Raw genomic sequence first — 26896 nt, 5'->3', positions numbered from 1 at the left:
AGATTAGTTGACGAGGAGTTCGTCGAAGAAGATCCAGGCGGGTTTGCCTTTGGAGGGGTGCCATTTGGGGAGGGATTTGACGGGAGTGGCGGTGACTTTGAGGCAGCGGAGGGTTTGTGGGGCAAATTTTATGGTGTAGGAGGTGAGGGAAGAGGGGGTGGTGCTGTCGGGTTGGGCCGGGGTGAGCGCGCCCGTGGGATGGAGGTGGTTGCGGTCGGGGCCGCCATAGACGGACAGGGAGGTTGGCGGAAAGATGTGGGCGCCGATGTCGACGAGTGAGGAAAAGCTGATGGAATTTATGGTGACGGGGTGGTTATAGTATAATAACGCGGAGAAGGCGTTTTTGCGGAAGCCCAGCCATTTGCCGCTGTTGAAGCCCTGGTCGCCTTTGTCGGCGTCGATGAGGACGTTGGGGCTATACTTGAGATAGTTGGAGTCGACGGGAAGGAGGAGTTGGATGCCGTCGGGCGGAAATTTTTGATTATAGAATGTTGCGGTGGTGGCTTCGCTGGCCAGCCATCCGGGTTTGTAGGCTTTTGCGCGGAACTGGCCGCCGGTGGTGAGGGTGAAAGGGGACGAGTAGGGGCGGCCGGCGCTGTCGGGGTCGGAGCCGTCCGTCGTATAGCGGATCGCGGTGCCGGGAACGAAATGGCGCATGGTGATGACGAGCCCCGAATCGCGGATGATGCGGGCTTCGGTCTCGAGGCGGGGCGGGTTGAGTCTGATCCGTACGGTATCTCCGTTGAAGCCGTCGATAATTTCGAGGTCTTTCCTTTTTTATTGATCGATGCAAGGGCGTTGTTGGGGATGCCCGTTTTCCAGACGTATATTTTCTTAAGAGAAGTGATGGCGGTTAGTTGGTCCAGGTCGCCGGCCTTCATCGCCGTGCCTGCGACGCTCAGGGTCTGAAGACGGGTGAGTTTGGTCAGATCGCGACAGGCCTGCTCCGGTGACCTGTGTAAAATCGAGGTTTAGCCGGCGCAGGTTGGGGAATGTGGCGAGTTCGGAAAGGTCGGCGTCTTTGACCGGCATCTTGCCGAGATAGATGGAGACGATCTGGTCTTTTATTGGCGTCAGCTCTTTTATCTGGTCGGATTTAAAAACGGACGCGCCGTAGAAATCGATGGCGAGCGCGGGCGAACCCATCGCGAGTGGGGTGATGGCGCGGTAGTTGGTCCGGAGTTTTGCGATCTTCTTTTCGTCGGCGGCGGAGAAGTCGAAGGTTTCGTTGTCGTCGGTCCGGAGGAGACTGGACGCAATGATCCGTAGTGTATCCGTAGGGGTGAGGTCGGTGACTTTGGTGTCAAACGGCGACCCGTCCTTTATCCAGGCGTATAGGATCTTTTGTTCCTGATCGGAGAGCTGGGTTTTGTTGGCGGGCGGCATGTGTTTGCGATCGTCCGGAGGGAGGTGGATACGGGTGAGGATGAGACCGAGGTTTTCGGCTGCTGTATCCCATGGTTTGCCGTTGCGGCCGCCTTTGGCGAAAGTGTGTGGGTCGGACATATCGAGGCCGCCTTTGGTGGTGCCGGAGTTGTGGCAGGACATGCAGCGGGTGGCCAGTACCGGCGCGACGACGTCGGCATAGACCTGGGCCTGATCGAAGGGAGGGATTGGACGGATGGATGGTTTTAGTGGCGCCAGCACGTAGCCTTCACCGTGGGCGAGGTCGCCGCCGAGGTGGCCGGTGACTATTACTGTGACCAGGGGGAGGATGGAGAGCCATTTTTGGCGGAGTGTGGTGATGTATAGCAATAAAAGGGTCAGCGAGGTGAGCGTCCCCAGCCATTTGTGCCACTGGATGCCCGACCCTGCGTAGGTGGACTCCTTCGACAGAAATACGCCGGCCAGTGCGGTGATGACGGCGGCGAATGCCGACCAGAGGAGCAGCGGATCCGAGAAGCGGGGCATGAACCAGGCGCTCAGCGCGTAGGCGACGATGAGGACGATCGGGAAATGCAGGATCATGGGGTGCAGACGCCCTGTCACCTGCAGCCATACCGGTACCACGAGGCGGGGGTCCAGCAGTGCGAAGAAGAGCAGCATCGTATTGAGCGCTATCAGGACATAAACGGGGGCGGGCTTCCATTTTGTCATAGGTGGATCGTGGGGGTTACACCCGCCGGAGTTTGTAGGGGTATACTTTCCCCGACGCCCATTGTGCGACGTAGAGGTTGTCGTCCCTGTCGACGCAGACGTCGTGGGGATGGACGAATATTTTATCGGTCTGGTGCATGGGCTGCAGGTGGCCGTCCTGGTATTGGGGCTTGTTGCCGCCGATATTGCTGACTACCATGTTGTCCTTGTCCAGGATGGTCACGAAGCCGGTGCCCTCCGCCTTGAGGTCGGGGGAGCGAAGGACGGCGGCGTAGAGATGGTCTTTGTGGATTACCGGCCGGCAGACGCAGGCGCCGGGGAGTGGGAGGATCTCCAGCAATTTGCCTTCCCTGCTGAAGCGTTTGAAGCAGTTGCGGGTGCGGTCGGTGATCAGGAGCGAATGGTCGCTGCGCCTGGTGTCCCAGCAGATGCCGTGTGCGTTGTCGAAGTGTTCGTCGCCGTCGCCGCGGCCGCCGAAATGCCCGAGTAGTCGCCCATTCTTGTCATAGTGCAGTATATACTGGGCCCCGTAGCCGTCTGCGATGAAGATGTCGCCGTTTGAGTCGATGGCGGTCTCGGTGGGGATGAATTCCTTTGCTTCCTTATAGATGCCTGCGTCGAGCGGGGCGTCGATGGTGAGGAGCAGCTTGCCGTCGAGGGTAGTCTTGTACACCTGGTGGCGAACGGTGTCGGTGATATAGAGAAACTCGGTGCCATTCTCGTCGTGGAGGGTAAGGCCGTGCGCGCCGGGGAAATCGTGGCCCCAGCTGTCGGTCAGCTGCCCGTTGGTATCATAGATGAGAAGGTTGTTATGGGTTTCGTTGGTGAGCAGGAGAATCCTTCCTTTTGCGTCCTGAACCATTTCGTGGCAGTCGTTGACCGGATACTTTCCGGGGTCGCATTTGCTCCAGGACGTGTCCAGCGTATAGAGCATGCCGTTGTAGCCGTAGGATTTTTGGTACGGCTTTGTGAGCAGGTCTTTTGTCAGGACGATGCCTGTGAGGGCGAGGGTGGAATTGCGGATGAAGTTTCTGCGCTGCATGGATTGTGTTTTATGTTCGGCTTATGCGATGAGGCCGTCGACTACTTTTCCGGCTACGTCGGTGAGGCGGTAGCGGCGGCCCTGGTGTTTGAATGTCAGTTTTTCGTGGTCGAGGCCCATGAGGTGGAGGACGGTGGCGTGGAAGTCGTGTACGTGGACGGGGTCTTTGACGATGTTGTATCCAAAATCGTCCGTTTCTCCATAGACGCCGGGTTTTATGCCGCCGCCGGCCATCCAGATGGTGAAGCATCGGGGGTGGTGGTCGCGGCCATAGTTGTCGGGTTTTAGCAGTCCCTGGCAGTAGTTGGTCCGGCCGAATTCGCCGCCCCAGATGACGAGGGTCTCGTCGAGCAGGCCGCGTTGTTTGAGGTCCTGGACGAGGGCTGCCGAGGCCTGGTCGGCGTCTTTGCACTGGCCTTTTATTTCTCTGGGAAGGTTGCTGTGTCCGTCCCACCCCTGGTGGTAGAGCTGGACGAAGCGAACGCCGGACTCGGAGAGTTTTCTTGCCAGGAGGCAGTTGGCGGCAAAGGTGCCCGGCACGAGGCATTCGGGCCCGTATAGCTTTATGATGTCCTCGGGTTCTTTGCTGAGGTCGGTGATCTCGGGAACGGCCGTCTGCATCCGGTAGGCCATTTCGTATTGCTGGATCTTGGTGCTGATCTCGGGGTCGCCGAATTCTTTGTACGACGCTGTATTGAGGGCGGCAAGCTCGTCGAGCATTTTTCTTCTGGAGGCTCTGTCCATGCCTTCGGGATCGGAGAGGTATAGTACGGGGTTCTCGCCGTTGCTGAACTGGACGCCCTGGTGGATGGAATCGAGGAAGCCGTTGGACCAGAGTTTGGAATACACGCCCTGGCCGTTGCCTTTACCTTTCGAGAGGAGTACGCAGAAGGCGGGGAGGTTCTGGTTTTCGCTGCCGAGGCCGTAACTGAGCCATGCGCCCATGCTGGGTCGGTTGCCCTGCTGGGCGCCGGTCTGCATGAAGGTGAGTGCAGGGTCGTGGTTGATGGCTTCGGTCCACATGCTTTTTACGAAGCAGAGGTCGTCGACGGCCCTGGCGGTATAGGGCATCAGTTCGCTGACCCAGGCTCTGGCCTGGCCGTATTGTCCGAACTGGAAAAAGGAGCCTGCGAGCGGAAATTTAGTTTGGTTCGCGGTCATGCCTGTAAGGCGCTGGCCGTTGCGTATGGATGCGGGGAGGTCTTCGCCCTGCATTTTATTGAGGAGGGGTTTGTAGTCGAAGAGGTCGAGTTGGGAGGGTGCGCCGTTTTGGAAAAGATAGATGATCCTTTTGGCTTTTGGTGCGAAGTGGGGAAGGCCGAGCGGCATGGTTTCCTTGTCTGCGCTGCTGAACAGGTCCGGGATGAGCAGGGAGCCCAGGGCCATTCCACCGATGCCGAAGCCTAGCCCTTTCAGGAAGCGGCGGCGGTTGAATTGAAGACGGTGTTCGAGTTGCTCTTTTTCCATTTGTCTTAGGTCTTTGTGATGGTCTCTTCCAGATTGTACAGGAGGTCGATCGTTCTTGCCAGTGCGGCGTATGCTGTTGGGTCGGTAATTTTTGGCCGGGGGTATTCGCCGACTTCCAGTGATTTTTTGGCGGCGGCCGGGTCTTTCTGAAAGACGGAGAGCTGGTCGTTGTAGTAGTTGATCAGGCGCTGTTTTTCCTGTGCAGATGGTGTTCGGCAGAGGATGGTGCGGAATGCTTTTACGATCTTGTCGTCGGGGGAGGTGTTGTCGGACCCGAGGCGCTGGGCGAGAACGCGTGCGGCTTCGAGGACGGTGGGGTCGTTGAGCATGGCCGGGGCCTGGAGGGGCGTGTTGGTTCGTCCGCGCCGGACTTCGCACTGGTCGCGGTTGCTGGCGTCGAAGATGCCCATGATGGGTGGGGGTACGGTAAGCTTGATAAACGTATACATGCCTCTGCGGTAGAGTGAGTCGTGGTGGTCCTGGCGGTAGGTTGCGAGGACGCCTCTTCCCGAGGTGGCGGATTCCCAGAGGCCGGCGGGCTGGTATGGTTTGACGCTTGGTCCGCCGATGGTGGGTACGAGCAGTCCGCTGGTGGAGAGTACGAGGTCGCGTACGAATTCTGCGGATAGCCGTGACCGTGGTCCTCTTGACAACCAGATATTTTCGGGGTCTTTTTCGAGTTGTTCTTTTGTGGTGCGGGCGGACTGGCGGTAGGTAGACGAGAGTACGATCTGGCGGACGAGGCGTTTGGTATTCCAGCCGTGTTCCATGAAGTCCGCGGCGAGCCAGTCGAGGAGGCGGGGGTTGGTGGGCAGGTCGCCCTGCATGCCGAAGTCGCCGGCACTTTTTACGATGCCTCTGCCGAAGAATTCCTGCCAGAGCTGGTTGACGAAAACGCGTGCTGTCAGCGGATTGTTGGTGCTGACGGTCCACTGGGCCAGGCCGAGGCGGTTGCGGGGGAATTTTGTGGTGTCGTAGGCCATGACGGCCTTTGGTCCAGCGGCCTGGACCGAGTCTTTCGGCGCGTCGTAGCGGCCTCTTGAAAGGAGGTATGTCGTGCGGAAGGTATCGCGCTGGCCCATGACCGAGACGGTCATGGCGCCGGTGTCCTTTTTATTGATAAAGGAAAGTGTGTTGTGGACGTCGGAGTCGTTGAAGCTGAGGATGGGGAGCTTGGCGGGTTTGGAAACGCTGACGTCGCCTTCGTAGCCTACTTCTTTTGTGTTGTTGAAGAAGGCGAGGAGGGAGTAGTAGTCTTTTTGGGAGATGGGGTCGTATTTATGGTCGTGGCACTGGGCGCATTCCACGGTCAGGCCGAGGATGCCTTTGCCGAAGGTGCGGGTCTTGTCGACGAGGTATTCGATGCGGTATTCTTCGGGAACGACGCCGCCTTCCTCGGTATACTTATGATTGCGGAAGAAAGCGGTGGCGAGGATCTCTTCCTTGTTGGCGTTGGGGAGCATGTCGCCGGCGATCTGCCAGGTGAGGAACTTGTCGTAGGGCAGGTTCTCGTTGAAGGCGTGGATGACCCAGTCGCGCCAGGGCCACTGGGTGCGGATATTGTCGTCCTGATAGCCGTAGCTGTCGGCGTAGCGGGCGACGTCGAGCCAGTGCACCGCCATTTTTTCGCCGTACTGGGGTGTGGCAAGGAGTTCGTCGACTTGTCGCTCGTATGCGTCGCTGTTATTGTCCTGCTGAAAGGCGTTCATTCGGGCGAGAGTAGGGGGAAGGCCGGTGAGGTCGAGGCAGAGTCTTTTCAGCAGGCGTTCCTTGTCGGCCTCGTCGTTGGGCTGCATGTTCAGTTGTTCGAGTCGGGCGAGTACGAAGTTGTCGATCCCGTTGTGGATCCATTTTGTATTGTGCACTTCGGGGAGCGGCGCCTTTACCGGCGGTACGAAGGCCCAGTGTTTTTCAAAGTGGGCGCCCTGGCTGATCCATTCCCTGAAGAGGATAATTTCCTGTGGTGTAAGCGCGCCAAGGTGTGAATCGGATGGCGGCATCTGGTAGTCGGGATCGGGTGAAGAGACCCGGCGGTAGAGTTCGGACTGGTCGGGTTTGCCTGGAACGATGGCGAATGCGCCTTTCGTATTTTTTAGCGGAGCGAGTGCGCTGTCGGGGATATCGAGTCTCAGGTGGGCTTCGCGGTGGCTGGCGTCGGGGCCGTGGCATTTGAAGCATTTGTCGGACAGGATGGGACGGATGTCGAAATTAAAGCTGACCGCAGCCGAAGCGTCGTCGCGGTTAGAGTGTAGGCAGGAGGCAAAAAAGAGTACGCCTCCCATGATCAGGGTTAATATGGCAGCAATCTGGCGCGTCGCGGTAGTGTTTGCTCTAAAGATAATTCATTTATTCGATAAGCATGACGGTACAGGATGAAAAGAAGGCCCGGGCCGTGTAAATTGGGTGATGATAGTCAAACGATGTCTTGCCGTGTTTTTGATATTTGTTTTAGTGGCGTCCGGCTTGATGGCGCAGAATATGGAGATGGGCTTTCGTACTCCGCCGGATTCTATTCAGACGAGCGTTTACTGGTATTGGATATCTGGGAATATTTCGCGGAAAGGGGTTGTGAAGGACCTCGGGGCGATGAAGCGGGCGGGGATCAACAGGGCCTTTATCGGGAATGTTGGAGTGGGGGAGTGCCAGAGGGAGGGGTTAAGTTGTTCACGCCGGAGTGGTGGGATATTCTGCATGTAGCGCTGAAGACGGCAACCAGGCTGCATATCGATATTGGGATGTTCAATAGTCCGGGGTGGAGCGGGGCCGGTGGGCCGTGGGTGAAACGGGATGGCGCTATGCGGCATTTGGTGGGCGCTGATACGGTGGTTAGCGGGCCTTTGGTGTTAAAAGGCGCGTTGCCGGCGGTCTCGCTGGCGGCGGGGGATAGTATGCAGGATGTGCGTGTGGTTGCGTATCCGAAGCCGAGGGAATATGGAAGTGGTTGGGTGGTGAAGGATGTGAAATTTAGTGGTGGAGATTCGATGGTTGTTGGGGTTTCCGTGGGGGCGGGTGATACGGTGCGTAGTTTGACGCTGGTGCCGGAGCGGCGCGCGATGCGGGTGGAGGGGGGTATCGAGGTGCTGGTTGCCGGGGGTTACAGGAAGGTAGCGGAGTTTGATCTGGACAGGAGTAATGACGCGTTGAATGTAGGGTTTGATCCGTATGGGCCGCTGACGGTGGAGATGCCGGCGGGGGTGGGGGATAGTTTTAGAGTGGTGTTTTATCGGTGGACGCCAGGAAGCGGTATACGACTGTTGAAGTTGTCTTCGGCGCCGGTGGTAGGAAGTTATGTGGAAAAGAGTTTTGGGAAGATGCATCCTACGCCGCATCCTTTCTGGTCGGCGTATCAGTGGCCGGTGCAGCCGGTGGTGGAGGCCGCCGGGCTTGTGATCGATCCGGCCGGGGTGGTGGATATTTCTTCTTATATGGATAAAAATGGGGTGCTGAAGTGGAATGTTCCGGCGGGAGACTGGGTGATATTGCGGACGGGGATGTTACCGACGGGGTGGTGAATAGTCCGGCGGCGCCGGGGGCAACGGGGCTGCAGGGGGATAAGATGAGTAAGAAGCGGGTGGGGGAAAATTTTGATGCTTTTATTGGTGAAGTGCTCCGGCGTATTCCGGAAGAAGATCGCCGGTCCTTCAAGGTGGTTGTGGAGGACAGCTATGAGGTGGGGGGACAGAACTGGACGGACGGGATGATCGATTCTTTTAAGCACCGCTATGGATATGATCCTACTTCTTATTTACCGGTGATGGTGGGCCGGGTGGTGGGAAGTGAGGACAGGAGTGACCGGTTCCTATGGGATTTGAGAAGATTTGTAGCAGACAGGGTAGCTTATGATTATGTGGGAGGACTGCGGGAAGCGAGTCACCGGCATGGGCTTAGTACCTGGCTGGAGAACTATGGGCATTGGGGTTTTCCGGCGGAGTTCCTGCAATACGGCGGCCAGTCGGACGAGGTGGGGGGAGAGTTCTGGGCCGAGGGTGATCTGGGGGATATCGAGAACAGGTCGGCTTCTTCGAGTGCGCATATTTATGGTAAGAATAAGGTGTCGGCGGAGTCATTTACGGCGGCGGGGGCGGCGTATGGGCGGTATCCCGCTGAGTTGAAGGCGAGGGGGACCGGTTCTTTTGTGAGGGGATCAATAATACGCTGCTGCATGTTTTTATCTCGCAGCCGGACGAGCGGATGCCGGGGATCAATGCGTGGTTTGGTACGGAGTTCAACCGGCATAATGTGTGGTTTGATCAGCTGGATGTGTTTACGGGGTATTTGAAGCGGTGTAATTATCTGTTGCGTTGCGGCCGGTATGTGGCGGATGTGGCCTATTTCATCGGGGAGGATGCGCCGAAGATGACGGGTGTGCGGGATCCGGAGTTGCCGAAGGGATATTCTTATGACTATATCAATGCGGAGGTGATCGAGAAGCGGTTGACCGTTCGCGATGGGCGGTGGGTGTTGCCGGATGGGTTGTCGTATAAGGTGCTGGTGTTGCCGAAGCTGAAGACGATGAGGCCGGAGTTGATAAAGCGCTTGTATGAGCTAGTTAAGATGGGAGGGGTGTTGATGGGGCCGGCGCCGGAGCGGTCGCCGAGTCTGGAAGGGTATGGTGATGCGGATAGTGTGGTGAAGCGGATTGCTTCGCAAATGTGGGGTGCTTCGCCCGGAGGCAGGGTCGTGACAGGAGGAGATTTGGGGTCGTTGTTGTCCGGGTTGGGGGTAACGCCGGATTTTGAGGCTTCGCGGGATAGTGTGTTGTTTTTGCATAGAAGTACGGGTGCGGCCCCGGCCACGGGGTCGGGCCCGACCGATATTTATTTTATCAGTAATCAGACGGGGCATCGGGTTGCGTTTTCGGCGGTGTTTAGGGTGAAGGATGGGGAGCCGGAGTTGTGGGACCCGTTGTTGGGGAGTGTGCGGCGGTTGCCGGTGTTTGAGCGCATGGGTGGAGGAACGAGAGTACCGCTCGAGTTGGAGGGGAGCGGAAGTTGTTTTGTTGTTTTTAGGAAGGGGGGCGCGGGGCCTTTACGGGGATCGGCGAATTTTCCTGTGGGCCGTGTTCTTTCGGAGTTGAAGGGGCCGTGGAGGGTGAGGTTTGACCCGGTGTTGGGCGGGCCGGCCGAGGACGGTGGTTTTTGATTCGTTGGTGGATTGGGCGGGGAGTGGGGATTCGACTATTCGATATTATTCCGGGAAGGTTGTTTATAGCAGCTCGTTTAGGCTGGAGAAAGCCTCTCAGCCGTTGTATCTCGATCTGGGGATGGTGGGTGTGATGGCGAAGGTGCGGGTGAATGGGGTGTATGCCGGTGGAGTCTGGACGGCGCCGTATAGGGTGGATATTTCGCAGGTGGTGAAGAAGGGAGTGAATAGTGTGGAGGTCGAGGTGGTGAATACCTGGGTGAACAGGCTGATCGGCGATAGCCGGTTGCCGGAGAAGGACAGGAGGACCTGGATGAATTATAATCCATACAGGCCGGATAGTCAACTGCTATCGTCGGGGTTGTTAGGGCCGGTGAGGGTAGTTGCGGGGGAGGCTGACGCTGACAAAGATGATGATAAAAAATAGGGTGAGCTGTATAACGTAGAAGCGGTTGAGGGTTGAGGTCAGGCTTTGGAGGTCTTGTGTGTTTTGTTGGGTGATCAGGGTCCTGAATCTTGTGGCCTGGCGGTTGCCGACGAGCATGCCGTGGAGGACGAGGGTGATGGCGAGGGCGAGTTTGAGGCGGAATAGCGGTTGTTGCCAGAGGTTTTTTGATAGTATGAACATGGTGATGCCGGTGGTGATCAGGATGATGGCGCCTGTGCGGACGAGGCTGCCGAATTTTGACGTCAGGGAGATGAGGTCGGATGATTTGGTTTCGTTGATCGTCAGGAATGCGAAGTAGTCGATGATGGTGGTGCCGGCCATGAGGATGAGACCGGTGAGGTGGAGGGGCAGGAGGATGCGGAGGATGAGCTGTGTTCTTGTCATGGTGTGGTAGTTGTGGAGCGATAGAGTTGTATGATATAGTATGTTGAGAGGGTTGCTATAAAGAATTGGAGGATGCCTGTGGTCTCGAAAAAAATATTGTCGGGTACTTCGTAGGCCGGTGCGGGGAAGAAGCGCCGCCATGTTGTCGGTGACATACCGGAGAAGAACAGGATGTTTTTTAGTATGTGATTGTAGAGGCCTTCGAACAGGCCGATGCCCAGGCCGAATACGAGGAAACTGATCGCCATATAAAGGATCAGAAAAATTCTTTTCTCATAGCGTTTGTAGAGGTAAAGGAGAAGGAGGCAGGCTGCCGGGACGATCCCTCCGTTGGTGCCTACGTCTTTTCGCCGGGGTGTGTTGTAGACGGATGCTCCGTACAGGTGGTGGATGGTGGTGACGATGTAGACGACGGCCGTTGCGATGAATGAGGATCTCATGTTGCAAAGAAACGGCGGCTGGTGTGGATAGCCAAGGGATGAAAAAGGGTGTATGTCCGGTAGTGAACAATACACCCGTAATAGTTCAGCAATACATGTGGATCGTGCGGGTGGCTGCGGGGATATCCCTGGCCGCCGGGTGGGTATTTGTTTGGTTTTTATTGGTTGTTTTGGCCCTGGCCGTTCTGGTTGCCCTGGTTATTTTGGTTGCCCTGGTCGTTCTGGCTGGAGGAGCAGGAATAGGAGAAGCTGGCGCGGGTGATCGCGAAGGGGTAGCCAATGACGATGAATCCCAGACCGGGGGCGACGGAGGACGAGTTGTTGATCGTCAGCGGGTATCCTGTGGTGTTATATGTGTAGGATTCCTGGTCCGTAGGATTGTGGATGCTATATTCGCGGTCGATGAACATCCATATGCCATTGGTGAGGTGGATGTTTGGCTTGTTGTCGTAGTTGGCGCCGGCGAACTGGCGGTTGCCGTTGCCGTCGTAGGTGTATGTCCTGACGATGGTAGCTCCATTTACATATTCGGTAGACTGGATGATCCTGTAGTACGAATCGTACTTGAAGGTGGTCAGGTCGATATCGTTGTAGTCGATGAGATGGCCGTTGGAGCTGACGAAGTCGCGGAAGGCGGTGTCGGCGATGATGAGGTCGGTCTTTATTTTGTCGTAGGTATAGCGGTGCCAGAAGTCGCCGGCGCCGTTGGAAAAGATGTTGATATATTCTGTGAGGCGGTTCGCTCCGTCGTATCTGAAGAGTGCGTTCTCGCCCACGTCCCTCTTGTGGGTCATGCTGGTGGGGTTGCCGTAGTTGTTGTAGGTGAAGTTGATGGTGTCGGCGACGCCGGGAGAAAGGTTGAAAGCGGTGTGTTGTGGTCTGGTTGCGATCCTTTTTGGGATATAGGTGCGGGGCTCGACTCTGTTCGCGGCGACAAGGAGGTCGCCTGGTATAACGACTCTGGTAATCTGACAAGGAGGGAGGGGGTCGTTGACTTTAGCTTTTTGGCAGGCGGTTATCAGGAAAAGGGCGAGTACAGAGGACGGCAAAAGGCTAATGGCTAAACTTTTTCTCATAACGAAAGTTTGACAATGAATAATTGACAATAGATGAAAGAAAATGATGCTGGGAATTCAAGGAGAATATTGGGGTGGACAGAGAAGAGGATATAATTTTTAGCAGAGCCTTTGACGATGTAAAACTAAGGGAATTTCCGATCAAACCGAACATCATTCGTATCGAATTCGTACACTTACCTGTAAGTATGCAGTAGTAAATTTTTGATTGTTATGTTTTTATAAAAATGGCATTTTAGTGGTATTATAGTGGTATGTTCAAAAACTACATCAGGAGTGCACTGAGGAGTTTTCTCAGGAATAAGGCGGCCAGCTGTATCAACGTGCTTGGCCTGTCTATCGGCATCAGCGCCGCGCTGATCATTTTTATGCTGGTCGCCTACGACTATAGTTTTGACCGGTGGGAGCCGGAAAATAACCGTATTTATCGCATCGTGTCGCAGGGGGATGGGTGGAAGAACTCCGGGGTGCCGGCGCCATTACCCAGGGCGTTCGCCCGGAATTCGGCGGGTATTCAAACCGTGACGGTGATCACGCAATACAAGGACTGGAATACGAAGGTGACGGTGCCCGGCGGTGGTGGGGCGCCGTTAGTGTTGAATAAGGAGCGGCGGATCGTGTTCGCCGACAGCAGTTATTTTAGCATTTTTCCGCATGTGTGGCTGGAGGGTAGTGCGGCGGGGTCGTTGCGGGAGCCGGGGCGGCTGGTGCTGACGGAGAGCAGGGCGCGTTTGTATTTCCCTGGGGTGCCGGTGTCGAAGCTGGTAGGGAGGACGGTTGTGTTCAGCGATACGCTCCTGACGACGGTAGCGGGTGTGGTGAAGGACCTGGGTGCGAACAGCGATTTTGCCTTTGGGGCGTTTATTTCTTCGGCGACTATGGATAAGCCGGGGCTGCGGGCGGAGTATCTGCCGGACAACTGGGATTTTGTCAATTCGTGGACGATAGGGTTTGTAAAACTTTTCCCGGGTGTTGCTCCAGGGGCGGTAGAAAAGCAGCTGGCGGCAGTGTTTCATTCGCATGTGGGTGAGTCGAAGGATGTACACCGGCTGCAGGCGCTGAGCGAGATCCATACCAGTGTGGAATTCGACGGGAAGGTGAACATGCAGACGGTTCGTAATCTGATATTGCTCGCGGTATTCCTGTTGGTGCTGGGGGCGATCAATTTTATCAATCTTTCCACGGCGCATGCGGCGGAGCGGGCGAAGGAGATCGGGATCCGGAAGACCCTGGGTGGTCAGAAGGGGCAGCTGATCGTACAATTCCTATCTGAAACTTTTGTGTTGACTCTTATAGCGGCGGTTGTGAGTGTGCTGATGGCGCCGTTGCTGCTGCGTGTATTCTCTGGGTTTATGCCGGAGGGGTTGAAGTTCGACCGATTCATGGTGCAGCCGATGGTGTGGGGTTTTTGCTGTTGCTCGTCGTGGTGGTGAGCCTTGTTGCGGGGTTGTATCCGGCGTTTGTGCTTTCGCGGTTCAGACCGGTGTCGGTGTTGAAGAACGGTGTGGCAGCCGGTGGGAGGGGGAGTGGCTGAGGAAGGTGCTGATCGTTTTTCAGTTTGCCACGGCGCAGGTCTTTATCGTGGCGGTGTTTGTGGTCGACAAGCAGATACATTATTCTGTTGAAAAGGATATGGGTTTCCGGAAGGAGGCTGTCGTTACCTGGTTTGTGCCTTTTGATTTTCAGAGTCCGAACAGGAAGAAGTATGTCCTGAGGGATGAGATCAGGAAGATACCGGGGGTAGAGCATGTCAGCCTTGGGGGGCTGTCGCCGGCAGTTAGCGGGCGGATGTCGTCGGGTATCAGCTATCAGGAGGGGAAGAAGGAGCTAAAAGCTGGTTGTGGATTCGAGGTGGGGAGACACTGCCTTTTTAGCTACCTATGGGCTTCGGCTGGTGGCGGGGAGAAATATCGGTGTTTCGGATACGGCCAATGAGGTCCTTATCAATGAATCGCTGGCGAGGCGGATGGGATTTGTACATCCGGCGGAGGCGGTAAATCATTTTATCAGTCTGGGCTCTTCACCGCTGCCGGTCGTGGGGGTGGTCAGGGATTTTAACTTCGCCAGTGTGCGGACGGTTATCGGTCCGATGGTCTATTATTCGGAGCTGAAGCATGGGTTTGTGCTACATGTCGCTATGACCGGGGAGCCGTCGCGGTGGCCGGGGATTATCCGGCGGATGGAGGCGGCGTGGAAGCAGGAGTATCCGGATATGGATTTTGACTATGCTTTTATGGACAAGCAGATCAGCGATTTTTATGCGGAAGACCGGCAGTTGTCTACGCTGCTGGCCTGGTCGGCGGGGATTGCGATACTGATCAGTTGTTTGGGGTTGTTGGGGCTGGTGATCTTTGTGACGAATCACCGGGTGAAGGAGATCGGCGTGCGAAAGGTATTGGGGGCGTCGGTGATGCAGATCGTTGGGTTGCTGTCGGTAGACCATGTGCGGTTATTGGTGATCGCGGTGGTGATCGCCGTGCCCGTGGCGTGGTGGCAGACGCACGGGTGGCTGGAGAACTTTGCGTATCATACGGAGCTGAGCTGGTGGCTCTTTGTGGTGGGTGGGGTGGCGATGGTAGGCGTGGCGGTTGGGGTGATGTGTGTGTGGGCCGGGAGGGCGGCGATGGCCAATCCGGTGGATAGTCTGAGGGTGGAGTAGTAAATGTCGTAAATTTGTGGACTAATTACCGATGTATGATCAACTGGAATGATGTTCTCAACTATGCCAATAAGGGAAATCTTGCCCCCGACCGGAGGGTGGAGAAGACGGAGGAAGAATGGAAGGCCCTTCTGACGCCCGAGCAGTATCAGATAACGAGGAGGAAGGGGACGGAGGCGCGGTTCAGCGGGGAGCTTTGCAGCCGCTATGATCCGGGGAAATACAATTGTATCTGTTGTGATACGGAGTTGTTCGACTCGACGATAAAGTTCGATTCGAAGACGGGCTGGCCGAGATTTTCGCAGCCGGCGAAGGAGAATGTCATCAAGTATCTGAAGGATGATTCCTATGGGATGGTGAGGGTCGAGGTGGAGTGCAGTGTTTGTGACGCCCATCTGGGGCATGTATTTCCGGATGGACCGCCGCCTGGTGGCTTGAGGTATTGTATCAATTCGGAGTCGTTGAAGTTGGTGATGGGGCAGAGTCGGCCAGATGACAAACGGTGATTTTTTTTCATATATCTTTGTGAAAATCATTGTCATTGCCACACGAAAGCATTTCCGTATTCGACATGTTCAAGATAGGGGTGGGGCCGTCGAGCTCGCATACCCTGGGGCCGTGGCGCGCGGCGCAGCGGTTCGTTGATTCCATTGCGAAGAAGTTTGGGTTGGATGGACTTGTTTCCGTCCGGGTCCTCCTGTATGGCTCGCTGGCCAAGACGGGGAAGGGGCACGGGACGGATATTGCCGTTCAGCTGGGGCTGATGGGTGAGGATCCTGTGACGTTTGATGTGGGGATGATCGGGACGACGATCGAGGGGATCAATATGAAGAAGGAAATGAGGGTTAGGGGGAGCGGAGGTGTCGGCGTGGTGGTGCGGTTCGATCCGGAGAAGGATATTGAATTTTTGTATGAGGAGGCGCTGCCTTATCATCCGAATGCGATGACGTTTCTGGCGCAGTGGGGGGATGGAAGGCAGATGGCGGAGACACTGGTATTCGATCGGGGGTGGATTTGTAAGAAAGGAGGGGGAGGAGCCGCAGGCGGAGAGTGCGGTGCAGCTGCCTTTTCCGATAGACACCAATAATGACTTACTACACTGGTGCAGGAAGACGGGGATGAGCATCAGCGAGGTGGTGATGGAGAATGAGGCGGCGTGGAGGCCGGAGGCGGAGACGCGGGCCGGGGTGCTGAAGATATGGGAGACGATGCGGGAGTGTATCTATCGCGGGTGTCATGCCGAGGGGATGCTGCCGGGTGGGCTAAATGTGAAGCGGCGGGCCGCGGCGTTGAATCATAAGCTGATCGCGGGAAGGAGGTATGCGGATTTTGAGGGGTGGGTGAAGGCGATCCGGGAGGGTGGTAACGGATTTAAGTATACGCTGGACTGGGTGAGTTGTTTTGCGCTGGCGGTGAACGAGGAGAATGCGTCGTTTGGACGGGTGGTGACGGCGCCTACGAATGGGGCGGCGGGTGTGATACCGGCGGTGTTGCTGTACTATGTTATCTTTTGTGACGGTTTTTCAGATGAAAAGGTATTGCAGTATATATTGACTGGTTCGGAGATCGGGAGCATCTTCAAAAAGGGGGCGACTATCTCGGCGGCAATGGGTGGGTGTCAGGCGGAGATCGGTGTGTCGTCGGCGATGGCGGCGGCGGCGCTGACGGAGTGTGTGGGGGGATCGCAGCGGCAGGCGATGATGGCGGCGGAGATCGCGATGGAGCATCATCTGGGGCTGACCTGTGATCCGATCGGCGGACTGGTGCAGATACCGTGTATCGAGCGGAACACGATGGGGGCGATCAAGGCGATTACGGCTTCGCAGCTGGCGTTACAGAGTACGCCGGATTTTGCGAAGGTGTCGCTGGATGCTGTGATCAGCACGATGTGGAATACTGCTCAGGATATGAATAGTAAATATAAAGAGACTTCCGACGGCGGGTTGGCCGTTCAGATACCTCTTGGGTTGAAAGAATGTTAGGCCGGGGTCGTGATCTTCCAGTCCGGGCGTACGTAGTGGCAGGTGTAGCCGTGGGGATTTTTCTGCAGGTAGTCCTGGTGTTCTTTTTCGGCGTCCCAGAAGTCGGCCGCTGGTACGACCTGAGTGACGATCGGTGAGGCCCAGATATGGGCCGCGTTTAATTCATTAATAAGATGGGTTGCTGTGTTTTTTGTTCTTCGCTGCCGTAGAAAATGGCTGAGCGGTAGGACGTGCCCCTGTCGTTGCCCTGGCGGTTGAGGGTGGTGGGGTCGTGGATCTGGAAGAAGAATTCAAGAAGCCTGCGGTAAGTGAGGCGTTCGGGATCGAATTCTATTTTTATCGCTTCGGCGTGTGTGCCGTGGTTGCGGTAGGTCGCGTTGGGGACGTCGCCGCCGGTATAGCCGACGGTGGTATTGGTGACCCCAGGCAGCTGACGGATAAGCTCTTCTACACCCCAGAAACATCCGCCGGCGAGAATGGCAGTTTCGCTTGGCATGGTTTGATCGATTTTTTTCGAAATTAAGACAAATTTTTGTTTCGGGGTTGTTGTCTACTGGTTAACAGTTGTATTATTCCTTGTACTATTCCTGCTCCATTGTATGGGTGTCAGGTCTTTTTGTTCTTTTTCCCTGAGGATCTCGTGGATCTCTTTCATGTGGCGCTGTATGTTTTGCAGCTCTTCGAGGCTTGCTTTGTCGAGCTGGTCGATGAAATTGCGGGCTTCTGCGAGCAGCAGGATGCGGAGGCTGCTCGCTGACAGTTGAGAAAGTATCTGCATTTTTGGCTTGGTTTGACTTTTAAAATGCAGGAGAAGGATCGTTAGAGAAGTCCCGGTGACAGGTGAGGGACAGGCATAAGCAGAAAATTGAAAAAGCCCAGATGGAAATCCGGGCCGTTGCTAAATCTCAATATCCTATTTAAAGCCTACTGTGTTAGGAGCAATAGTCGGACCTATTGATATCTAGGCGCTTACGCGGATTTATTGATACGCTGTAGGTAGATTTTGGGGAAATAGGCCTGGGTTACGGGGAAATGGGAGTGAGATCGCGGGGAAATATTTTCACGAAAGTTGAGGAAAATAGCAAATGAATAAGGGTTGCCCCGTAAGATCCTCTGTGGTTCTATTTGGCATTTCGATTGTGGGTAAAGAGGCGAATATGTCTGATAATGAAAAGTTTTTGACGGTCGGGAGCGAAGCTCAGTATCATTTAATGATCGGAGAGGTGGAGGATTATGCCATACTGATGCTGGACAGGGGTGGGATCATCCGGACCTGGAATCGCGGGGCGGAGAAGATCAAGGGTTATAAGGAGGAGGAGATCCTTGGGCATCATTTCCGGATCTTTTACACCGCCGCTGACCGGGAGGCGGGTTTACCGGAGCGGCTGATCGGAGAAGCGGCGGAGAAAGGCAAGGCCATACATGAGGGGTGGAGGGCGCGAAAGAACGGGACCAGATTTTGGGGAAGCATCGTTATCACCGCGCTTCACGATGAGGGGGGATGTAATCGGGTTTTCGAAAGTGACACGGGACCTGACTGAGCGGAAGGCAGCGGAGGACCAATTGTTACAGAATGCAAGGCAGCTGGCGGCCCAAAATCGCGAGCTGCAGCAATTTGCGTATATAGCGGCGCATGATATGAAGGAGCCGCTGCGGAAAATACAAATCTATATGGACGCGACCTTGTCGGATACAGGGGGCGTGTTATCGGACCGGCAAAAGAAATGGCTGGCTAAGGCGGCGGGTTCGTCGCAACGAATGCAAGGGCTGATCACGGATCTGCTGGCCTATACGAATGTGACGGAACAAAGCGCTCTTCTGGAGCCTACCGACCTCGGAGGTTTGGTGGCAGAGGTGTTTGCCTATCAGAATGAGACGCTGGAGGGAATGGGCGCTGTAGTGGAGATCGGAAAATTGCCGCAGGTGGCGGGCATTCCTTTTCAATTGGTGCAGTTGTTTACGAATTTACTAAGTAATTCCATCAAGTATCGGGAGAGAGGACGCGTTTTACGGATATCGGTGGGTGTGGAAAAGGTGAGGCAGACGCCGCCGGGGGACGAGTTTTACAAAGTAAGTTTCCTGGACAATGGGATTGGTTTCCCGCCTGAAATGAAGGACAGGATCTTCGATCTGTTCGAAAGATTGCATGGAAGGGAGAACTATCCGGGGACGGGCCTTGGGTTGGCGATCTGTAAGCGGATCATGGAGAATCATCGGGGATCTATTGAGGCGGAGGGGAGGCCAGGGGAAGGAAGTCTGTTTAATTTGTATTTTCCGCGTGAAGAGGTTAGCCAATGAAGCCTGTGTCGGTCAGGATCTTTTTCACAAAGCAGATCGGTCAGGTATTCCATGATGGAGTCGAGCTGTTTTATGTTGCTGGGTTTGAGAAAGTATTTCTCCGCGCCGAGCCGCAGGCATTCCTTGATGTGGCTTGTAGTGCCTGAGGAGCTGAGGACTATTTTTACGATCTGATTGTACCGGATATCCGGGCGGAGTATACTCAGGAGTTCGGGGCCGCTCATGTACGGCATTTTGTAGTCGGTAACCAGTGCGAAAGGGAGCTCTTCGGCGTCTTTGCCTGCGAGGGCGGAAAATGCTTGCTGGCCGTTGGAGAAACATTCGGCCTTCATCTGTGGATTTAGACTGCAGAAGCGGTCGGCGAGCATTTGTGCATCTTCCTCGTCATCGTCCACGATCATGATGTATGGAGTTTCAGCCATTGGTAGCTTGTTAGATAGCGTCGTTAATGCAAAAGCCGTTCCAGGCGCGCCGCGGGGTCGGCGGTTGTCGTGCGGGACTATCCTGACCAGCCTATTGATGTATAAACCATGGGATATGTTGTAGTAATGGCCGACGCGTTGGCTGGGGCGGGGGAAGGGGGTACCTTTATCAAAATTTACGAGCATGGATAAGGTCAGCGAGCTGCGGCTCAATATTCCCGATACGGATAAGCGCCGGGTGGTGATCATCGGTGGAGGGTTTGGTGGCGCCAATGCGTTGAAGGCGCTGGATGATAAGCTGTTTCAGACGGTGCTGTTCGACAAGAGTAACTATAATAGTTTTTGGCCGTTATTGTATCAGGTGGCGACGGCGGGGTTGCAGCCGGATGCGATAGCTACGCCGCTGCGGCGGGAATTCTCCAACAAAAAAGACTTCCATTTTCGTGCCCTCGAGGTGGTTCGGGTTGACCCGGAAGAGAAGGTGGTTGTGACGGATGCGGGGAGTATTCATTACGACTATTTGATCATTGCTACGGGAAGCCGGTCGAATTTTTCGGGAACGAGATGATCAGGAAGTATTCTTTTGGACTGAAGTCGATACCGGATGCGCTCAATTTTCGGAGTCAGCTGATGCAGGCGTTTGAGCGCGCCGACATGACGCGGGATGTAGTAGAGCGGGCCAGGCTGCTGACCTTTGTGCTGGTCGGAGGCGGGCCAACGGGTGTGGAGACGTCGGGTGCGATCGCGGAGCTGCGGAAGCATGTTCTCTGCAAGGACTATCCGCATCTGGATCTGAGCCAGATGAAGATCTATTTAATTGAAAGTAATGAGCGGGTGCTGGCGGCGATGTCGCCTTCGGCGAGTGTGAAGGCGAAGGCTTATCTGGAGAAGCTGGGGGTGATCGTGATGACCTCGGCTTATGTCGACAAATACGACGGGACGACGGTGCATCTGAAGTCGGGAGAGAAGATAGAGAGTTATACAGTGGTCTGGTCGGCGGGTGTGACGGGGAATATGCTCGAGGGAATGAAGCCGGAGTGGACGGAAAGGGGACATTATATCGTGGATGGGTACTGTCGTGTGGTTGGGGCATCAGGCGTCTTTGCTATCGGGGATATCTCGGTGCAGCGGTCGGAGAAGTGGCCGCAGGGGCTGCCGGGGCAGGCGCAGCCGGCGATACAGATGGGTCATTTTGTGGGGAAGTATCTGAATGCTGTCAGCCGGGGGAAGGAGATGAAGCCTTTTTCCTTTTTCGACAAGGGGGCGCTGGCGACGGTGGGAAGGGGGAAGGCGCTGGCGGATCTGCGTGGGAATATTCGTCTTGCTGGGAGGATCGCGTGGTATATCTGGTTGTTCGTGCATATCACGGGGTTGATGAGTTTTCGCAGCAAGCTACTGGTGTTTACCAATTGGATATGGAATTATTTTACGTTTGATAAGGGGAATAGGCTGATCATCCGGCCTTTTGTGAGGCCGGATGAACCGGAGTAATTTTTTGGGGGAGCCGCTATGGCGTGGTTTTTCGTTTTTGGGATATGCCGCCGTTGCTCCATAGCATCGATAGTTGGTTGTAGGAGCCTTTTTCGTCTTTTTTGAATTCCACGTGGACGTTCTCGTCGAGCACGAATTTGTCGCCCGATACGGGAAGTAGTTTGAAGATGTTACCTCCTCTCTCTGCGTTTTTACAATAGAGGTCGCCTTTGTCGACATAGAAGGCCAGGCCCTCGTAGTTGCCTGTATAGGATGAAAGGGAGGCCGGGGCCGGATGGGGCCGGGAGGCTGCGAGGTCGTCGAGAAACCATTGCGCTTTCATTTTTTCCTGGTCTGTTGTAGCGCGCTGCGCAATGTCGGTGTAGATGGCTTGTCTTGCGCGGTCGAAGGCTGTTGCTGAGCTTATGGGTATATCCGGATAGACGCCGGTGCCTTCCCAGTCTTTGTTCGTATAGGGATTGAGGCTGCGTGCGAAGGGGATATCGGCCACGAATCCCATGGTGACGGGGACCGGTCCGACGGGGTGGGCGCCGCCGCCGGTGGTGTCGCCGATGAGGGTGGCGCGGTGGAGGGCTTGCATGCCGTAGCAGAAATCTTCGCCGCCGGAGAACGTGCGTCTGGCGGTCAGGATGTAAACGGGCATCGTCAGGGTCAGGCCTTCGGCGTCCTTCGGATCGACGTAGAATTCCCGTTTGCCGCGGGGGTCGATGATGTCATTCCAGTGATGGGTTTCGGGGAAGAAATAGCTCGCGACCTGGCAGACCATGACCGGGCTGCCGCCGCCGTTGTCGCGCATGTCGATGATCAGCGCGCTGGTATTGGCAACGAACCGGAATGCCGCGGTGAAGGTGGGGCGGGCTTCTTTGACGAAGCCGACGAAGCCGTTGAATTTGACGTAGCCGATATTCCCGGGCAGGATCTCCGCCTTGCTGAACGCGAAGTTGTTCTCGCGCATATTGATCAGCTGCATGGAGTCGCCGGTTTTGCGCCTTTTGGCCATGCCGGCTGTGTCGGTCAGGTCCTTTGCAAGGCCGGGGTTGTAGTGGAAGTGAAAATGGCCGTCGTGATGGGCTTTTTGCAGGTCCTGCTGCAGGCGGCCGGCCAGTTCACGCGGGTCGTGGATCGAGGCGTAGGCTCCTTTTTGTACTCGTTGTCGAGATAGGCCGCCATTTTTGCCGCGGTATCGGGGAAGACATAGTTATGTTTCAGGGCCTGGCCGAGACTATCGATGACTGTACGGGTAATGGCGGGAGTGATTTGCAGGGTAGGTTGCTGGGGGGATTGCGCCTGGGATGAGATGATGGTGGTACATAGAATGAGGGCTAGCCAGTTGTTTTTCATGTTATGGTTTATTTGGGATGATGCTAAAAGTACGGAATTGCATAATTGCTCCGGACAGCCGGTGTATCGAAAGCGGACAGGAAGACTTGGGAGCGAGGCGTGTAGTCGATTGATTTATATTTGGTTGGAAATCGGGCATATTATTCGGATTGGTGGAAGTATGTTTAGAAATTATTTTCTCACCGCCTGGCGAAATCTTCTTCGCAACCGCAGTTATAGCGTCGTGAATATAATGGGACTGGCTATCGGGATGGCCGTCGCTCTTGTGATCGGTCTGTGGGTAGTCTACCAGTACTCGTATGACCGGCAGCTGCCCGGCTTTCAGCGGGTGGCGCAGGTGCATACGCGGTCGGTGAGGAACGGGGAGGCGTCGCAGAACAATGGGACTGTGCAGCCTCTGGCGGAGGCGTTGAGGAAGGAGGTACCGGGGATCCGGTATGTGGCACATACAGACTGGATGGGGACGCACGGGCTGACGGCGGGGAACATAAGGTGTATCTGGCGGGGGCTGAGGCGGAGGAAGATTTTTCCGCATCTTTCCTTATCCGGTGTTGAGCGGGGATGTCAATAAGACGCTGCATGATCCGTATTCGATCGTGCTGACGGAGTCGACGGGCAAGGCGTTGTTCGGTAGTGAGAATCCGATGGGGAAGAAGGTGCGTGTCGACAATCAGCAGGATTTTGTGGTGGGGGCTGTAATTCGTGATCTTCCCCGGAATTCCTCCTTCAGTTTCAATTACGTGTTGCCATTTGCTTTTGATATCGCTGCGAATGACTGGGTGAAAAGGGCGCAGACCAACTGGGGTAATTATTCATTTCAGACATTTGTGGCACTGGAACCGGCGGCGAATGTGGCCGAGGTGGATGCGAGGATGAGTGCGGTGCTGAAGAAGTATAATCCTTCCGCGTGGAAGTCGTCGCGGGAGGAGTTGTTTCTGCATCCGATGAGCGACTGGCATCTTTATTCAGACTTTAAGAACGGGAAGGAGGACGGCGGGTTTATTGATTATGTACGGCTTTTCAGCATTATCGGCGTGCTGGTGCTGCTGATCGCCTGTGTCAATTTTATGAATCTATCGACGGCGCGGTCGGAGAAGCGGGCGAGAGAAGTGGGGGTTCGGAAGGTGATGGGGTCGCTGAGGCGGGACCTGATCGTCCAGTTCCTTGTGGAGTCGACGGTCATTACGCTCGTGGCGGCGGTGATCGCGCTGGGTCTGGTGGAGGCGGCGCTGCCTTTTTTCAATACGCTTACGAACAGTGCGGTGAGCATACCCTGGGCTTCGGGTTTATTTTGGGCGATAATGGTTGGTTATGTGCTGGGGACGGCCTTGCTGGCGGGGGCGAGGCCTGCGTTTTTTCTGTCTTCGTTCAGACCGGTGAAAGTATTGAAGGGGGGCCATGGGTACCGATGGTCCCGAACGAAGCCGGAGCGAGGGACGAAGCTCTGGCTGAAGTTCAGTGTGGGGCGGGGAGCGAGCTCGGCCGAGGAAGGTCCTGGTGGTACTGCAGTTCACGTGCAGTGTGGCGCTGATCATCAGCACGCTGCTGATCTACCGCCAGGTGCAGTACGCGAAGGACCGGCCGAAGGGGTATGACGTCAACCGGCTGGTGTATTCCGAAGGAAGTGATGACCTGAACCGGAACTATGACGCGCTGCGGGACGAGCTGCTGCGGAGCGGGCAGGTGGACAAGGTGACGAGGGCGTCTGCTTTTGTAAGCAATATATGGAACTGGTCGATGCTTCAGGATTGGAGCGGACGTTATCCGGACGAGCAGCTGATGGTGGCTACGGTCGACGTGGTGGAGAATTATTTCAACACGGTGGGGATGAAGTTGGTTGCCGGAACGAATTTTAGCGGCAATCTGGGGGCGGATACGCTGTGTGTGGTGCTGAATGAGGCGGCGGTTAGGCGGATGCGTTTCAAGGACCCGCTGGGGCAGGTGATCACATTTCGCAAGGGGCACCGGATCAAGGTGATCGGGGTGGTGAAGGATGCGGTTATGATCTCTCCTTTTTCGCCGGCGGAGCCGGCTTTTTTACGTATAGCCCGGGTGATGCGGGGAATATCCTTTACCGGCTGTCGCCGAGGGCGGAGGTACATGGGGCGATGGTGCGGCTGGCGGCTATCTTCAACAAGTATAATCCGACCTATCCATTTATCTATCATTTTGCGGATGAAGCTTATGGCGAGAAGTTCCAGTTCGAGGAGCTGATCGGAAAGCTGGCGGGGATCTTTGCCGGGCTGGCGATCTTTATTTCCTGTCTCGGATTGTTCGGGCTCGCGGCGTATATGGCGGAGCAGCGTATGCGGGAGATCGGGATCCGGAAGGTGCTGGGGGCTACGATGGGGCAGTTGTGGTATTTGCTGTCAAAAGACTTTGTGGTGCTGGTAGTAGTAAGTTGTGTGGTGGCGTCGCCGGTGGCGTGGTGGTTTTTGCATGGGTGGTTGGAAAGGTATAGTTATAGAATTTCTATAGGGGCGGGTGTGTTCGTTGAGGCGGGGGCGATAGCTTTGCTGATCACGGTGGTGACGGTCGGGGGTCAGGCGGTAAGGGGCGCGCTGACGAATCCGACGAAGAGTTTGAGGTCGGAGTAAGTTAGCGGATGGGTTTTTCCTTTTGAATTTTTAGGTTGGTGAAGCCGGTGGATCTGGTGAGCCCCATAGTTGATTGTTTCATTGCAATATTACGATAAATTAAGTGTTATTGTGGGAATAATTTCTTTTTGGCTCTTTGCCTCTTTGCTTCGCCTTACTTGGGTGTAAGTTCTTGATATGCATTAGAATAGTGAATAAAAAATGATGATTTGACTAGGACCAGGGGACTGGTTTGCTGTCTTATTGACGAATCTCCGAATATCCGAAGCCGTTTGAGGCGGAGTATATCTCTGAAAATATAAACTGAAAAACCACCAAACCCTCACGCACAGTTGTAAGACAGGCCCCTATGCTATCCGCGTCGCGCTCAGATGACGGAAAAGCATAGGGGTCGTTTTTTTGGGTGTTTGCCGGGGGGACTCTGATGGGGTTTGGCTGCCGGGGATGGATGCCGCCCGTCTGGTGATGTTTAGTTTCCGACGACTTCTGGAATGGTTTTGCCGATGTTGCCGTTGGGTACCTGAATGTGGAGGATTGCGGCGAGGGTTGGTGCGATATCGGTCATATGTACCTGCCGTGATAGTGCTCCGTGTTTTATGCCCCATCCCATGAACAGAAGCGGGATATGTGTGTCCTGTGGATTCCAGGTGCCGTGGGTAGTGCCCTTGTCGTATCCGTCGTACCAGCCGGGTTCGGGTATCAGGAGGATGGAGCCGCAGCGTTTTCTGTTGTAACCGTTGATGACCATTTCCTGTATCGGAGGGGGCAGGTTGGCTTCCGCGATGTTCGCCATGTCGACGACGTACTGGATGCCGTCCTGGTGTAGTAAATAAGATAGGGCTGTCTTTTTGAGGGATTCAGCAGAGAGGCTGGCCCGGCTGATTTTTTCCCAGTTGAAATTGATGTAGTAATTGGTGCCGGAAATGACGAGGTCTTTTGCGCCGGTAATTTTTGTAAGGGTGTCGTTGAGGCCTTGTACGATCTTGCGGACGCCGGAGAGTCGGCCTGGGATCTGGTGGGCCTTTAGAAAGTCTACTGAGTGGGATGCACCGTGATCAGCGGTGAGGAAGACGAGGTAGTTGCCTTTGCCTATTTTGTCGTCGAGATAATTGAGAAAAGTTTCGAGGTCTTTGTCCAGTCTGAGGTAGACGTCTTCGACCTCGATGGAGTTGGGGCCGTATTTATGGCCGACGTAGTCGGTGGAGGCGCAGTTGATGGTTAAGAAGTCGGTCTGGTCGCGCTGGCCCTGCCGGTAGCCTTCGACGGCGGCCGTCGCGAAGTCAAGTGTGAGGGTGTTGCCGAATGGCGAGCTGCGGATGTTGTCGTGGTCCTCGCGGTATGCTTTCAGGATATCGTGGGGAAAGACGGGAGTTTGTTCGCCCTTGAAGAGTCCTTCCCAGGGTGCGTTGTCTTCGGTGCTCTGGGTATATGTGTTGATGGGATAGAGGGTTTGCCAGCCTCCGGCGGCGAGGTTTTTCGGGTTCGTTGCCGGCGTTGAATTTTTGGACCCATCCGGGGAGTTGCTTCATGTACCAGGTGGAGGTGCTGAAGCAGCCTTTTGCGTCGTCGAACCAGAATGCTGCCGTCGGGGTGTGGCCTGCCGGGAGGATGGAGGCGCGGTCCTTGAGCGATACGCCGACGACGCGGGAGCGGAAGTTGGTGGCGAGCATGAGTTCGTCGGTGATGGTCGTGGCGAGGAGGTTGCGGGGTGACATATTTCCTGCGGGAGAAGTGCCGCCTACGGGCAGGGCGCTGGTGTCCGCGACGCAGTACTGCGATTTGCCGGAGGTCTGGTCTATCCAGTCGTTGCCGGTGATGCCGTCGATGGAGGGGACCGAGCCCGTGAAGATCGTCGTGTGTCCTACGGCGGTATAGGATGGAAGGTGACTGATATAGGTCTGTTCGCAGGAGTAGCCCTGATCGAGCAGGCGGCGGAAGCCACCGGAGCCATACCGGTCATGGTAACGGTAGAGGTAGTCCCAGCGCATCTGGTCGACGACGATGCCGACG

29 protein-coding genes and 3 pseudogenes are annotated in these 26896 nt (G+C 55.6%); 17 read left to right on the top strand and 15 right to left on the bottom strand.

All coding sequences use genetic code 11. The features are described from left to right. Positions 1 to 3: 3 nt before the first annotated feature. The 5 genes from ACQ86N_RS30165 to ACQ86N_RS30145 all read right to left on the bottom strand — a co-directional run bounded on the left by ACQ86N_RS30165 (position 4) and on the right by ACQ86N_RS30145 (position 6888). On the bottom strand, positions 4 to 657 hold the full coding sequence (locus ACQ86N_RS30165; protein ID WP_431210279.1) for an FN3 associated domain-containing protein: 654 nt from the start codon (positions 655 to 657) through the stop codon (positions 4 to 6). Between the two features lie 177 nt (positions 658 to 834). Next, positions 835 to 2097 (bottom strand): c-type cytochrome domain-containing protein, encoded by a 1263-nt coding sequence (locus ACQ86N_RS30160; RefSeq protein WP_431210278.1) that lies wholly within the window; start codon positions 2095 to 2097, stop codon positions 835 to 837. Between the two features lie 16 nt (positions 2098 to 2113). After that, positions 2114 to 3139 (bottom strand): 6-bladed beta-propeller, encoded by a 1026-nt coding sequence (locus ACQ86N_RS30155; protein WP_431210277.1) that lies wholly within the window; start codon positions 3137 to 3139, stop codon positions 2114 to 2116. Positions 3140 to 3160: 21 nt separating this feature from the next. After that, the gene (locus tag ACQ86N_RS30150; protein ID WP_431210276.1) at positions 3161 to 4606 is read right to left on the bottom strand and encodes a DUF1501 domain-containing protein; all 1446 of its coding nucleotides are present in this window, start codon (positions 4604 to 4606) and stop codon (positions 3161 to 3163) included. Positions 4607 to 4611: 5 nt separating this feature from the next. Further along, positions 4612 to 6888 carry a PSD1 and planctomycete cytochrome C domain-containing protein gene (locus tag ACQ86N_RS30145; RefSeq protein WP_431210275.1) on the bottom strand — a complete coding sequence of 759 codons (2277 nt, stop codon included), beginning with the start codon at positions 6886 to 6888 and terminating at the stop codon, positions 4612 to 4614. 124 nt (positions 6889 to 7012) lie between these two features. On the opposite strand from ACQ86N_RS30145, the pseudogene ACQ86N_RS30140 reads away from it, so the two are divergent. Both ACQ86N_RS30140 and ACQ86N_RS30135 read left to right on the top strand, forming a co-directional pair. Next, positions 7013 to 9748 (top strand): annotated as a pseudogene (locus ACQ86N_RS30140) (glycosyl hydrolase). Then, positions 9738 to 10175 (top strand): glycosylhydrolase-like jelly roll fold domain-containing protein, encoded by a 438-nt coding sequence (locus ACQ86N_RS30135; protein ID WP_431210274.1) that lies wholly within the window; start codon positions 9738 to 9740, stop codon positions 10173 to 10175. Before ACQ86N_RS30140 ends, ACQ86N_RS30135 begins: the two are co-directional and overlap by 11 nt. Here the strand turns inward: ACQ86N_RS30135 and ACQ86N_RS30130 are convergent. From ACQ86N_RS30130 to ACQ86N_RS30120, 3 genes are all read right to left on the bottom strand, one after another. After that, on the bottom strand, positions 10113 to 10580 hold the full coding sequence (locus ACQ86N_RS30130; RefSeq protein ID WP_431210273.1) for a hypothetical protein: 468 nt from the start codon (positions 10578 to 10580) through the stop codon (positions 10113 to 10115). The two genes, ACQ86N_RS30135 and ACQ86N_RS30130, sit on opposite strands and share 63 nt — an antisense overlap. Beyond that, a complete protein-coding gene (locus tag ACQ86N_RS30125; RefSeq protein ID WP_431210272.1) occupies positions 10577 to 11020 on the bottom strand; it encodes a hypothetical protein in 444 nt (147 codons plus the stop codon). The genes ACQ86N_RS30130 and ACQ86N_RS30125 overlap by 4 nt, the downstream gene beginning before the upstream one ends. Before the next feature lie 158 nt (positions 11021 to 11178). Beyond that, positions 11179 to 12096 carry a hypothetical protein gene (locus tag ACQ86N_RS30120; protein WP_431210271.1) on the bottom strand — a complete coding sequence of 306 codons (918 nt, stop codon included), beginning with the start codon at positions 12094 to 12096 and terminating at the stop codon, positions 11179 to 11181. A 254-nt stretch (positions 12097 to 12350) separates the two neighbouring features. On the opposite strand from ACQ86N_RS30120, the gene ACQ86N_RS30115 reads away from it, so the two are divergent. The 7 genes from ACQ86N_RS30115 to ACQ86N_RS30085 are packed head-to-tail and all read left to right on the top strand — an operon-like array spanning position 12351 to position 16737. Further along, a complete protein-coding gene (locus tag ACQ86N_RS30115; protein ID WP_431210270.1) occupies positions 12351 to 13529 on the top strand; it encodes an ABC transporter permease in 1179 nt (392 codons plus the stop codon). After that, positions 13505 to 13630, top strand: a complete 126-nt coding sequence (locus ACQ86N_RS30110) for a hypothetical protein (protein ID WP_431210269.1) — start codon at positions 13505 to 13507, stop codon at positions 13628 to 13630. The genes ACQ86N_RS30115 and ACQ86N_RS30110 overlap by 25 nt, the downstream gene beginning before the upstream one ends. A gap of 5 nt (positions 13631 to 13635) precedes the next feature. Next, complete coding sequence (locus tag ACQ86N_RS30105; protein WP_431210268.1) at positions 13636 to 14031, top strand: hypothetical protein; 396 nt, start codon at positions 13636 to 13638, stop codon at positions 14029 to 14031. Then, positions 13991 to 14755 carry an ABC transporter permease gene (locus tag ACQ86N_RS30100; RefSeq protein ID WP_431210267.1) on the top strand — a complete coding sequence of 255 codons (765 nt, stop codon included), beginning with the start codon at positions 13991 to 13993 and terminating at the stop codon, positions 14753 to 14755. Before ACQ86N_RS30105 ends, ACQ86N_RS30100 begins: the two co-directional genes overlap by 41 nt. Positions 14756 to 14790: 35 nt before the next feature. Then, a complete protein-coding gene (gene msrB / locus ACQ86N_RS30095) occupies positions 14791 to 15261 on the top strand; it encodes a peptide-methionine (R)-S-oxide reductase MsrB (protein WP_431210266.1) in 471 nt (156 codons plus the stop codon). Between the two features lie 35 nt (positions 15262 to 15296). Continuing rightward, the gene (locus ACQ86N_RS30090; RefSeq protein ID WP_431210265.1) at positions 15297 to 15842 is read left to right on the top strand and encodes a serine dehydratase beta chain; all 546 of its coding nucleotides are present in this window, start codon (positions 15297 to 15299) and stop codon (positions 15840 to 15842) included. Further along, on the top strand, positions 15724 to 16737 hold the full coding sequence (locus tag ACQ86N_RS30085) for an L-serine ammonia-lyase (RefSeq protein ID WP_431210264.1): 1014 nt from the start codon (positions 15724 to 15726) through the stop codon (positions 16735 to 16737). Before ACQ86N_RS30090 ends, ACQ86N_RS30085 begins: the two co-directional genes overlap by 119 nt. Here the strand turns inward: ACQ86N_RS30085 and msrA are convergent. Beyond that, positions 16734 to 17233 (bottom strand): annotated as a pseudogene (gene msrA / locus ACQ86N_RS30080) (peptide-methionine (S)-S-oxide reductase MsrA). The gene ACQ86N_RS30085 and the pseudogene msrA sit on opposite strands and share 4 nt — an antisense overlap. A 54-nt stretch (positions 17234 to 17287) precedes the next feature. After that, positions 17288 to 17515: a hypothetical protein gene (locus ACQ86N_RS30075; protein ID WP_431210263.1), complete on the bottom strand. Its 228-nt coding sequence runs from the start codon at positions 17513 to 17515 to the stop codon at positions 17288 to 17290. A 379-nt stretch (positions 17516 to 17894) separates the two neighbouring features. Here ACQ86N_RS30075 and ACQ86N_RS30070 point away from each other — a divergent pair, with 379 nt between their 5' ends. Together ACQ86N_RS30070 and ACQ86N_RS30065 are read left to right on the top strand one after the other, a co-directional pair. Beyond that, positions 17895 to 18278 carry a PAS domain S-box protein gene (locus ACQ86N_RS30070; RefSeq protein ID WP_431210262.1) on the top strand — a complete coding sequence of 128 codons (384 nt, stop codon included), beginning with the start codon at positions 17895 to 17897 and terminating at the stop codon, positions 18276 to 18278. 22 nt (positions 18279 to 18300) lie between these two features. After that, entirely contained in the window at positions 18301 to 19035 is a 735-nt protein-coding gene (locus tag ACQ86N_RS30065; protein WP_431210261.1) for a sensor histidine kinase, read from the top strand. Here ACQ86N_RS30065 and ACQ86N_RS30060 read toward each other — a convergent pair. Then, entirely contained in the window at positions 18948 to 19457 is a 510-nt protein-coding gene (locus ACQ86N_RS30060) for a response regulator (protein WP_431210260.1), read from the bottom strand. The genes ACQ86N_RS30065 and ACQ86N_RS30060 overlap by 88 nt on opposite strands. A 184-nt stretch (positions 19458 to 19641) precedes the next feature. Here ACQ86N_RS30060 and ACQ86N_RS30055 point away from each other — a divergent pair, with 184 nt between their 5' ends. Then, the gene (locus tag ACQ86N_RS30055) at positions 19642 to 20025 is read left to right on the top strand and encodes an FAD-dependent oxidoreductase (protein WP_431210259.1); all 384 of its coding nucleotides are present in this window, start codon (positions 19642 to 19644) and stop codon (positions 20023 to 20025) included. After that, positions 20022 to 20948: an NAD(P)/FAD-dependent oxidoreductase gene (locus ACQ86N_RS30050; protein ID WP_431210258.1), complete on the top strand. Its 927-nt coding sequence runs from the start codon at positions 20022 to 20024 to the stop codon at positions 20946 to 20948. The genes ACQ86N_RS30055 and ACQ86N_RS30050 overlap by 4 nt, the downstream gene beginning before the upstream one ends. A 16-nt stretch (positions 20949 to 20964) precedes the next feature. Here the strand turns inward: ACQ86N_RS30050 and ACQ86N_RS30045 are convergent, their stop codons facing one another. Both ACQ86N_RS30045 and ACQ86N_RS30040 read right to left on the bottom strand, forming a co-directional pair. After that, positions 20965 to 21948, bottom strand: a complete 984-nt coding sequence (locus tag ACQ86N_RS30045; RefSeq protein WP_431210257.1) for a S41 family peptidase — start codon at positions 21946 to 21948, stop codon at positions 20965 to 20967. 14 nt (positions 21949 to 21962) lie between these two features. Next, entirely contained in the window at positions 21963 to 22289 is a 327-nt protein-coding gene (locus tag ACQ86N_RS30040; RefSeq protein ID WP_431210256.1) for a hypothetical protein, read from the bottom strand. Between the two features lie 160 nt (positions 22290 to 22449). Here ACQ86N_RS30040 and ACQ86N_RS30035 point away from each other — a divergent pair, with 160 nt between their 5' ends. The 4 genes from ACQ86N_RS30035 to ACQ86N_RS30020 are packed head-to-tail and all read left to right on the top strand — an operon-like array spanning position 22450 to position 24886. Continuing rightward, a complete protein-coding gene (locus ACQ86N_RS30035; protein ID WP_431210255.1) occupies positions 22450 to 22860 on the top strand; it encodes an ABC transporter permease in 411 nt (136 codons plus the stop codon). After that, complete coding sequence (locus tag ACQ86N_RS30030; protein ID WP_431210254.1) at positions 22838 to 23884, top strand: ABC transporter permease; 1047 nt, start codon at positions 22838 to 22840, stop codon at positions 23882 to 23884. Before ACQ86N_RS30035 ends, ACQ86N_RS30030 begins: the two co-directional genes overlap by 23 nt. Beyond that, on the top strand, positions 23787 to 24503 hold the full coding sequence (locus ACQ86N_RS30025) for an ABC transporter permease (RefSeq protein WP_431210253.1): 717 nt from the start codon (positions 23787 to 23789) through the stop codon (positions 24501 to 24503). The genes ACQ86N_RS30030 and ACQ86N_RS30025 overlap by 98 nt, the downstream gene beginning before the upstream one ends. Then, complete coding sequence (locus tag ACQ86N_RS30020) at positions 24398 to 24886, top strand: ABC transporter permease (RefSeq protein WP_431210252.1); 489 nt, start codon at positions 24398 to 24400, stop codon at positions 24884 to 24886. The genes ACQ86N_RS30025 and ACQ86N_RS30020 overlap by 106 nt, the downstream gene beginning before the upstream one ends. A 469-nt stretch (positions 24887 to 25355) precedes the next feature. On the opposite strand, the gene ACQ86N_RS30015 is transcribed toward ACQ86N_RS30020, so the two are convergent. Together ACQ86N_RS30015 and ACQ86N_RS30010 are read right to left on the bottom strand one after the other, a co-directional pair. Further along, positions 25356 to 26324 (bottom strand): alkaline phosphatase family protein, encoded by a 969-nt coding sequence (locus ACQ86N_RS30015; protein WP_431217659.1) that lies wholly within the window; start codon positions 26322 to 26324, stop codon positions 25356 to 25358. A 199-nt stretch (positions 26325 to 26523) separates the two neighbouring features. Next, a pseudogene (locus ACQ86N_RS30010) lies at positions 26524 to 26874 on the bottom strand (alkaline phosphatase family protein); the annotation flags it as partial. Between the last annotated feature and the right edge of the window lie 22 nt (positions 26875 to 26896).

Source organism: Puia sp. P3, assembly GCF_050632245.1.
Classification (GTDB): Bacteria; Bacteroidota; Bacteroidia; order Chitinophagales; family Chitinophagaceae; genus Puia.
The sequence above is the reverse complement of the archived record's forward strand: the minus strand, read 5'-3'. Positions and strand labels throughout refer to the sequence as shown.

Bases quoted from the DNA above. Each gene is read 5' to 3' on its own strand.
- ACQ86N_RS30050 (WP_431210258.1), top strand. From the start codon at position 20,022: ATGATCAGGAAGTATTCTTTTGGACTGAAGTCGATACCGGATGCGCTC.
- ACQ86N_RS30085 (WP_431210264.1), top strand. From the start codon at position 15,724: ATGGAAGGCAGATGGCGGAGACACTGGTATTCGATCGGGGGTGGATTT.
- ACQ86N_RS30120 (WP_431210271.1), bottom strand. From the start codon at position 12,096: ATGAGAAAAAGTTTAGCCATTAGCCTTTTGCCGTCCTCTGTACTCGCC.
- ACQ86N_RS30035 (WP_431210255.1), top strand. From the start codon at position 22,450: ATGTTTAGAAATTATTTTCTCACCGCCTGGCGAAATCTTCTTCGCAAC.
- ACQ86N_RS30155 (WP_431210277.1), bottom strand. From the start codon at position 3,139: ATGCAGCGCAGAAACTTCATCCGCAATTCCACCCTCGCCCTCACAGGC.
- ACQ86N_RS30070 (WP_431210262.1), top strand. From the start codon at position 17,895: ATGTCTGATAATGAAAAGTTTTTGACGGTCGGGAGCGAAGCTCAGTAT.
- ACQ86N_RS30020 (WP_431210252.1), top strand. From the start codon at position 24,398: ATGGTGCGGCTGGCGGCTATCTTCAACAAGTATAATCCGACCTATCCA.
- ACQ86N_RS30040 (WP_431210256.1), bottom strand. From the start codon at position 22,289: ATGAAAAACAACTGGCTAGCCCTCATTCTATGTACCACCATCATCTCA.
- ACQ86N_RS30145 (WP_431210275.1), bottom strand. From the start codon at position 6,888: ATGGGAGGCGTACTCTTTTTTGCCTCCTGCCTACACTCTAACCGCGAC.
- ACQ86N_RS30160 (WP_431210278.1), bottom strand. From the start codon at position 2,097: ATGACAAAATGGAAGCCCGCCCCCGTTTATGTCCTGATAGCGCTCAAT.
- ACQ86N_RS30165 (WP_431210279.1), bottom strand. From the start codon at position 657: ATGCGCCATTTCGTTCCCGGCACCGCGATCCGCTATACGACGGACGGC.
- ACQ86N_RS30130 (WP_431210273.1), bottom strand. From the start codon at position 10,580: ATGACAAGAACACAGCTCATCCTCCGCATCCTCCTGCCCCTCCACCTC.
- msrB (WP_431210266.1), top strand. From the start codon at position 14,791: ATGATCAACTGGAATGATGTTCTCAACTATGCCAATAAGGGAAATCTT.
- ACQ86N_RS30055 (WP_431210259.1), top strand. From the start codon at position 19,642: ATGGATAAGGTCAGCGAGCTGCGGCTCAATATTCCCGATACGGATAAG.
- ACQ86N_RS30125 (WP_431210272.1), bottom strand. From the start codon at position 11,020: ATGAGATCCTCATTCATCGCAACGGCCGTCGTCTACATCGTCACCACC.
- ACQ86N_RS30075 (WP_431210263.1), bottom strand. From the start codon at position 17,515: ATGCAGATACTTTCTCAACTGTCAGCGAGCAGCCTCCGCATCCTGCTG.
- ACQ86N_RS30060 (WP_431210260.1), bottom strand. From the start codon at position 19,457: ATGGCTGAAACTCCATACATCATGATCGTGGACGATGACGAGGAAGAT.
- ACQ86N_RS30150 (WP_431210276.1), bottom strand. From the start codon at position 4,606: ATGGAAAAAGAGCAACTCGAACACCGTCTTCAATTCAACCGCCGCCGC.
- ACQ86N_RS30045 (WP_431210257.1), bottom strand. From the start codon at position 21,948: ATGGCCAAAAGGCGCAAAACCGGCGACTCCATGCAGCTGATCAATATG.
- ACQ86N_RS30115 (WP_431210270.1), top strand. From the start codon at position 12,351: ATGTTCAAAAACTACATCAGGAGTGCACTGAGGAGTTTTCTCAGGAAT.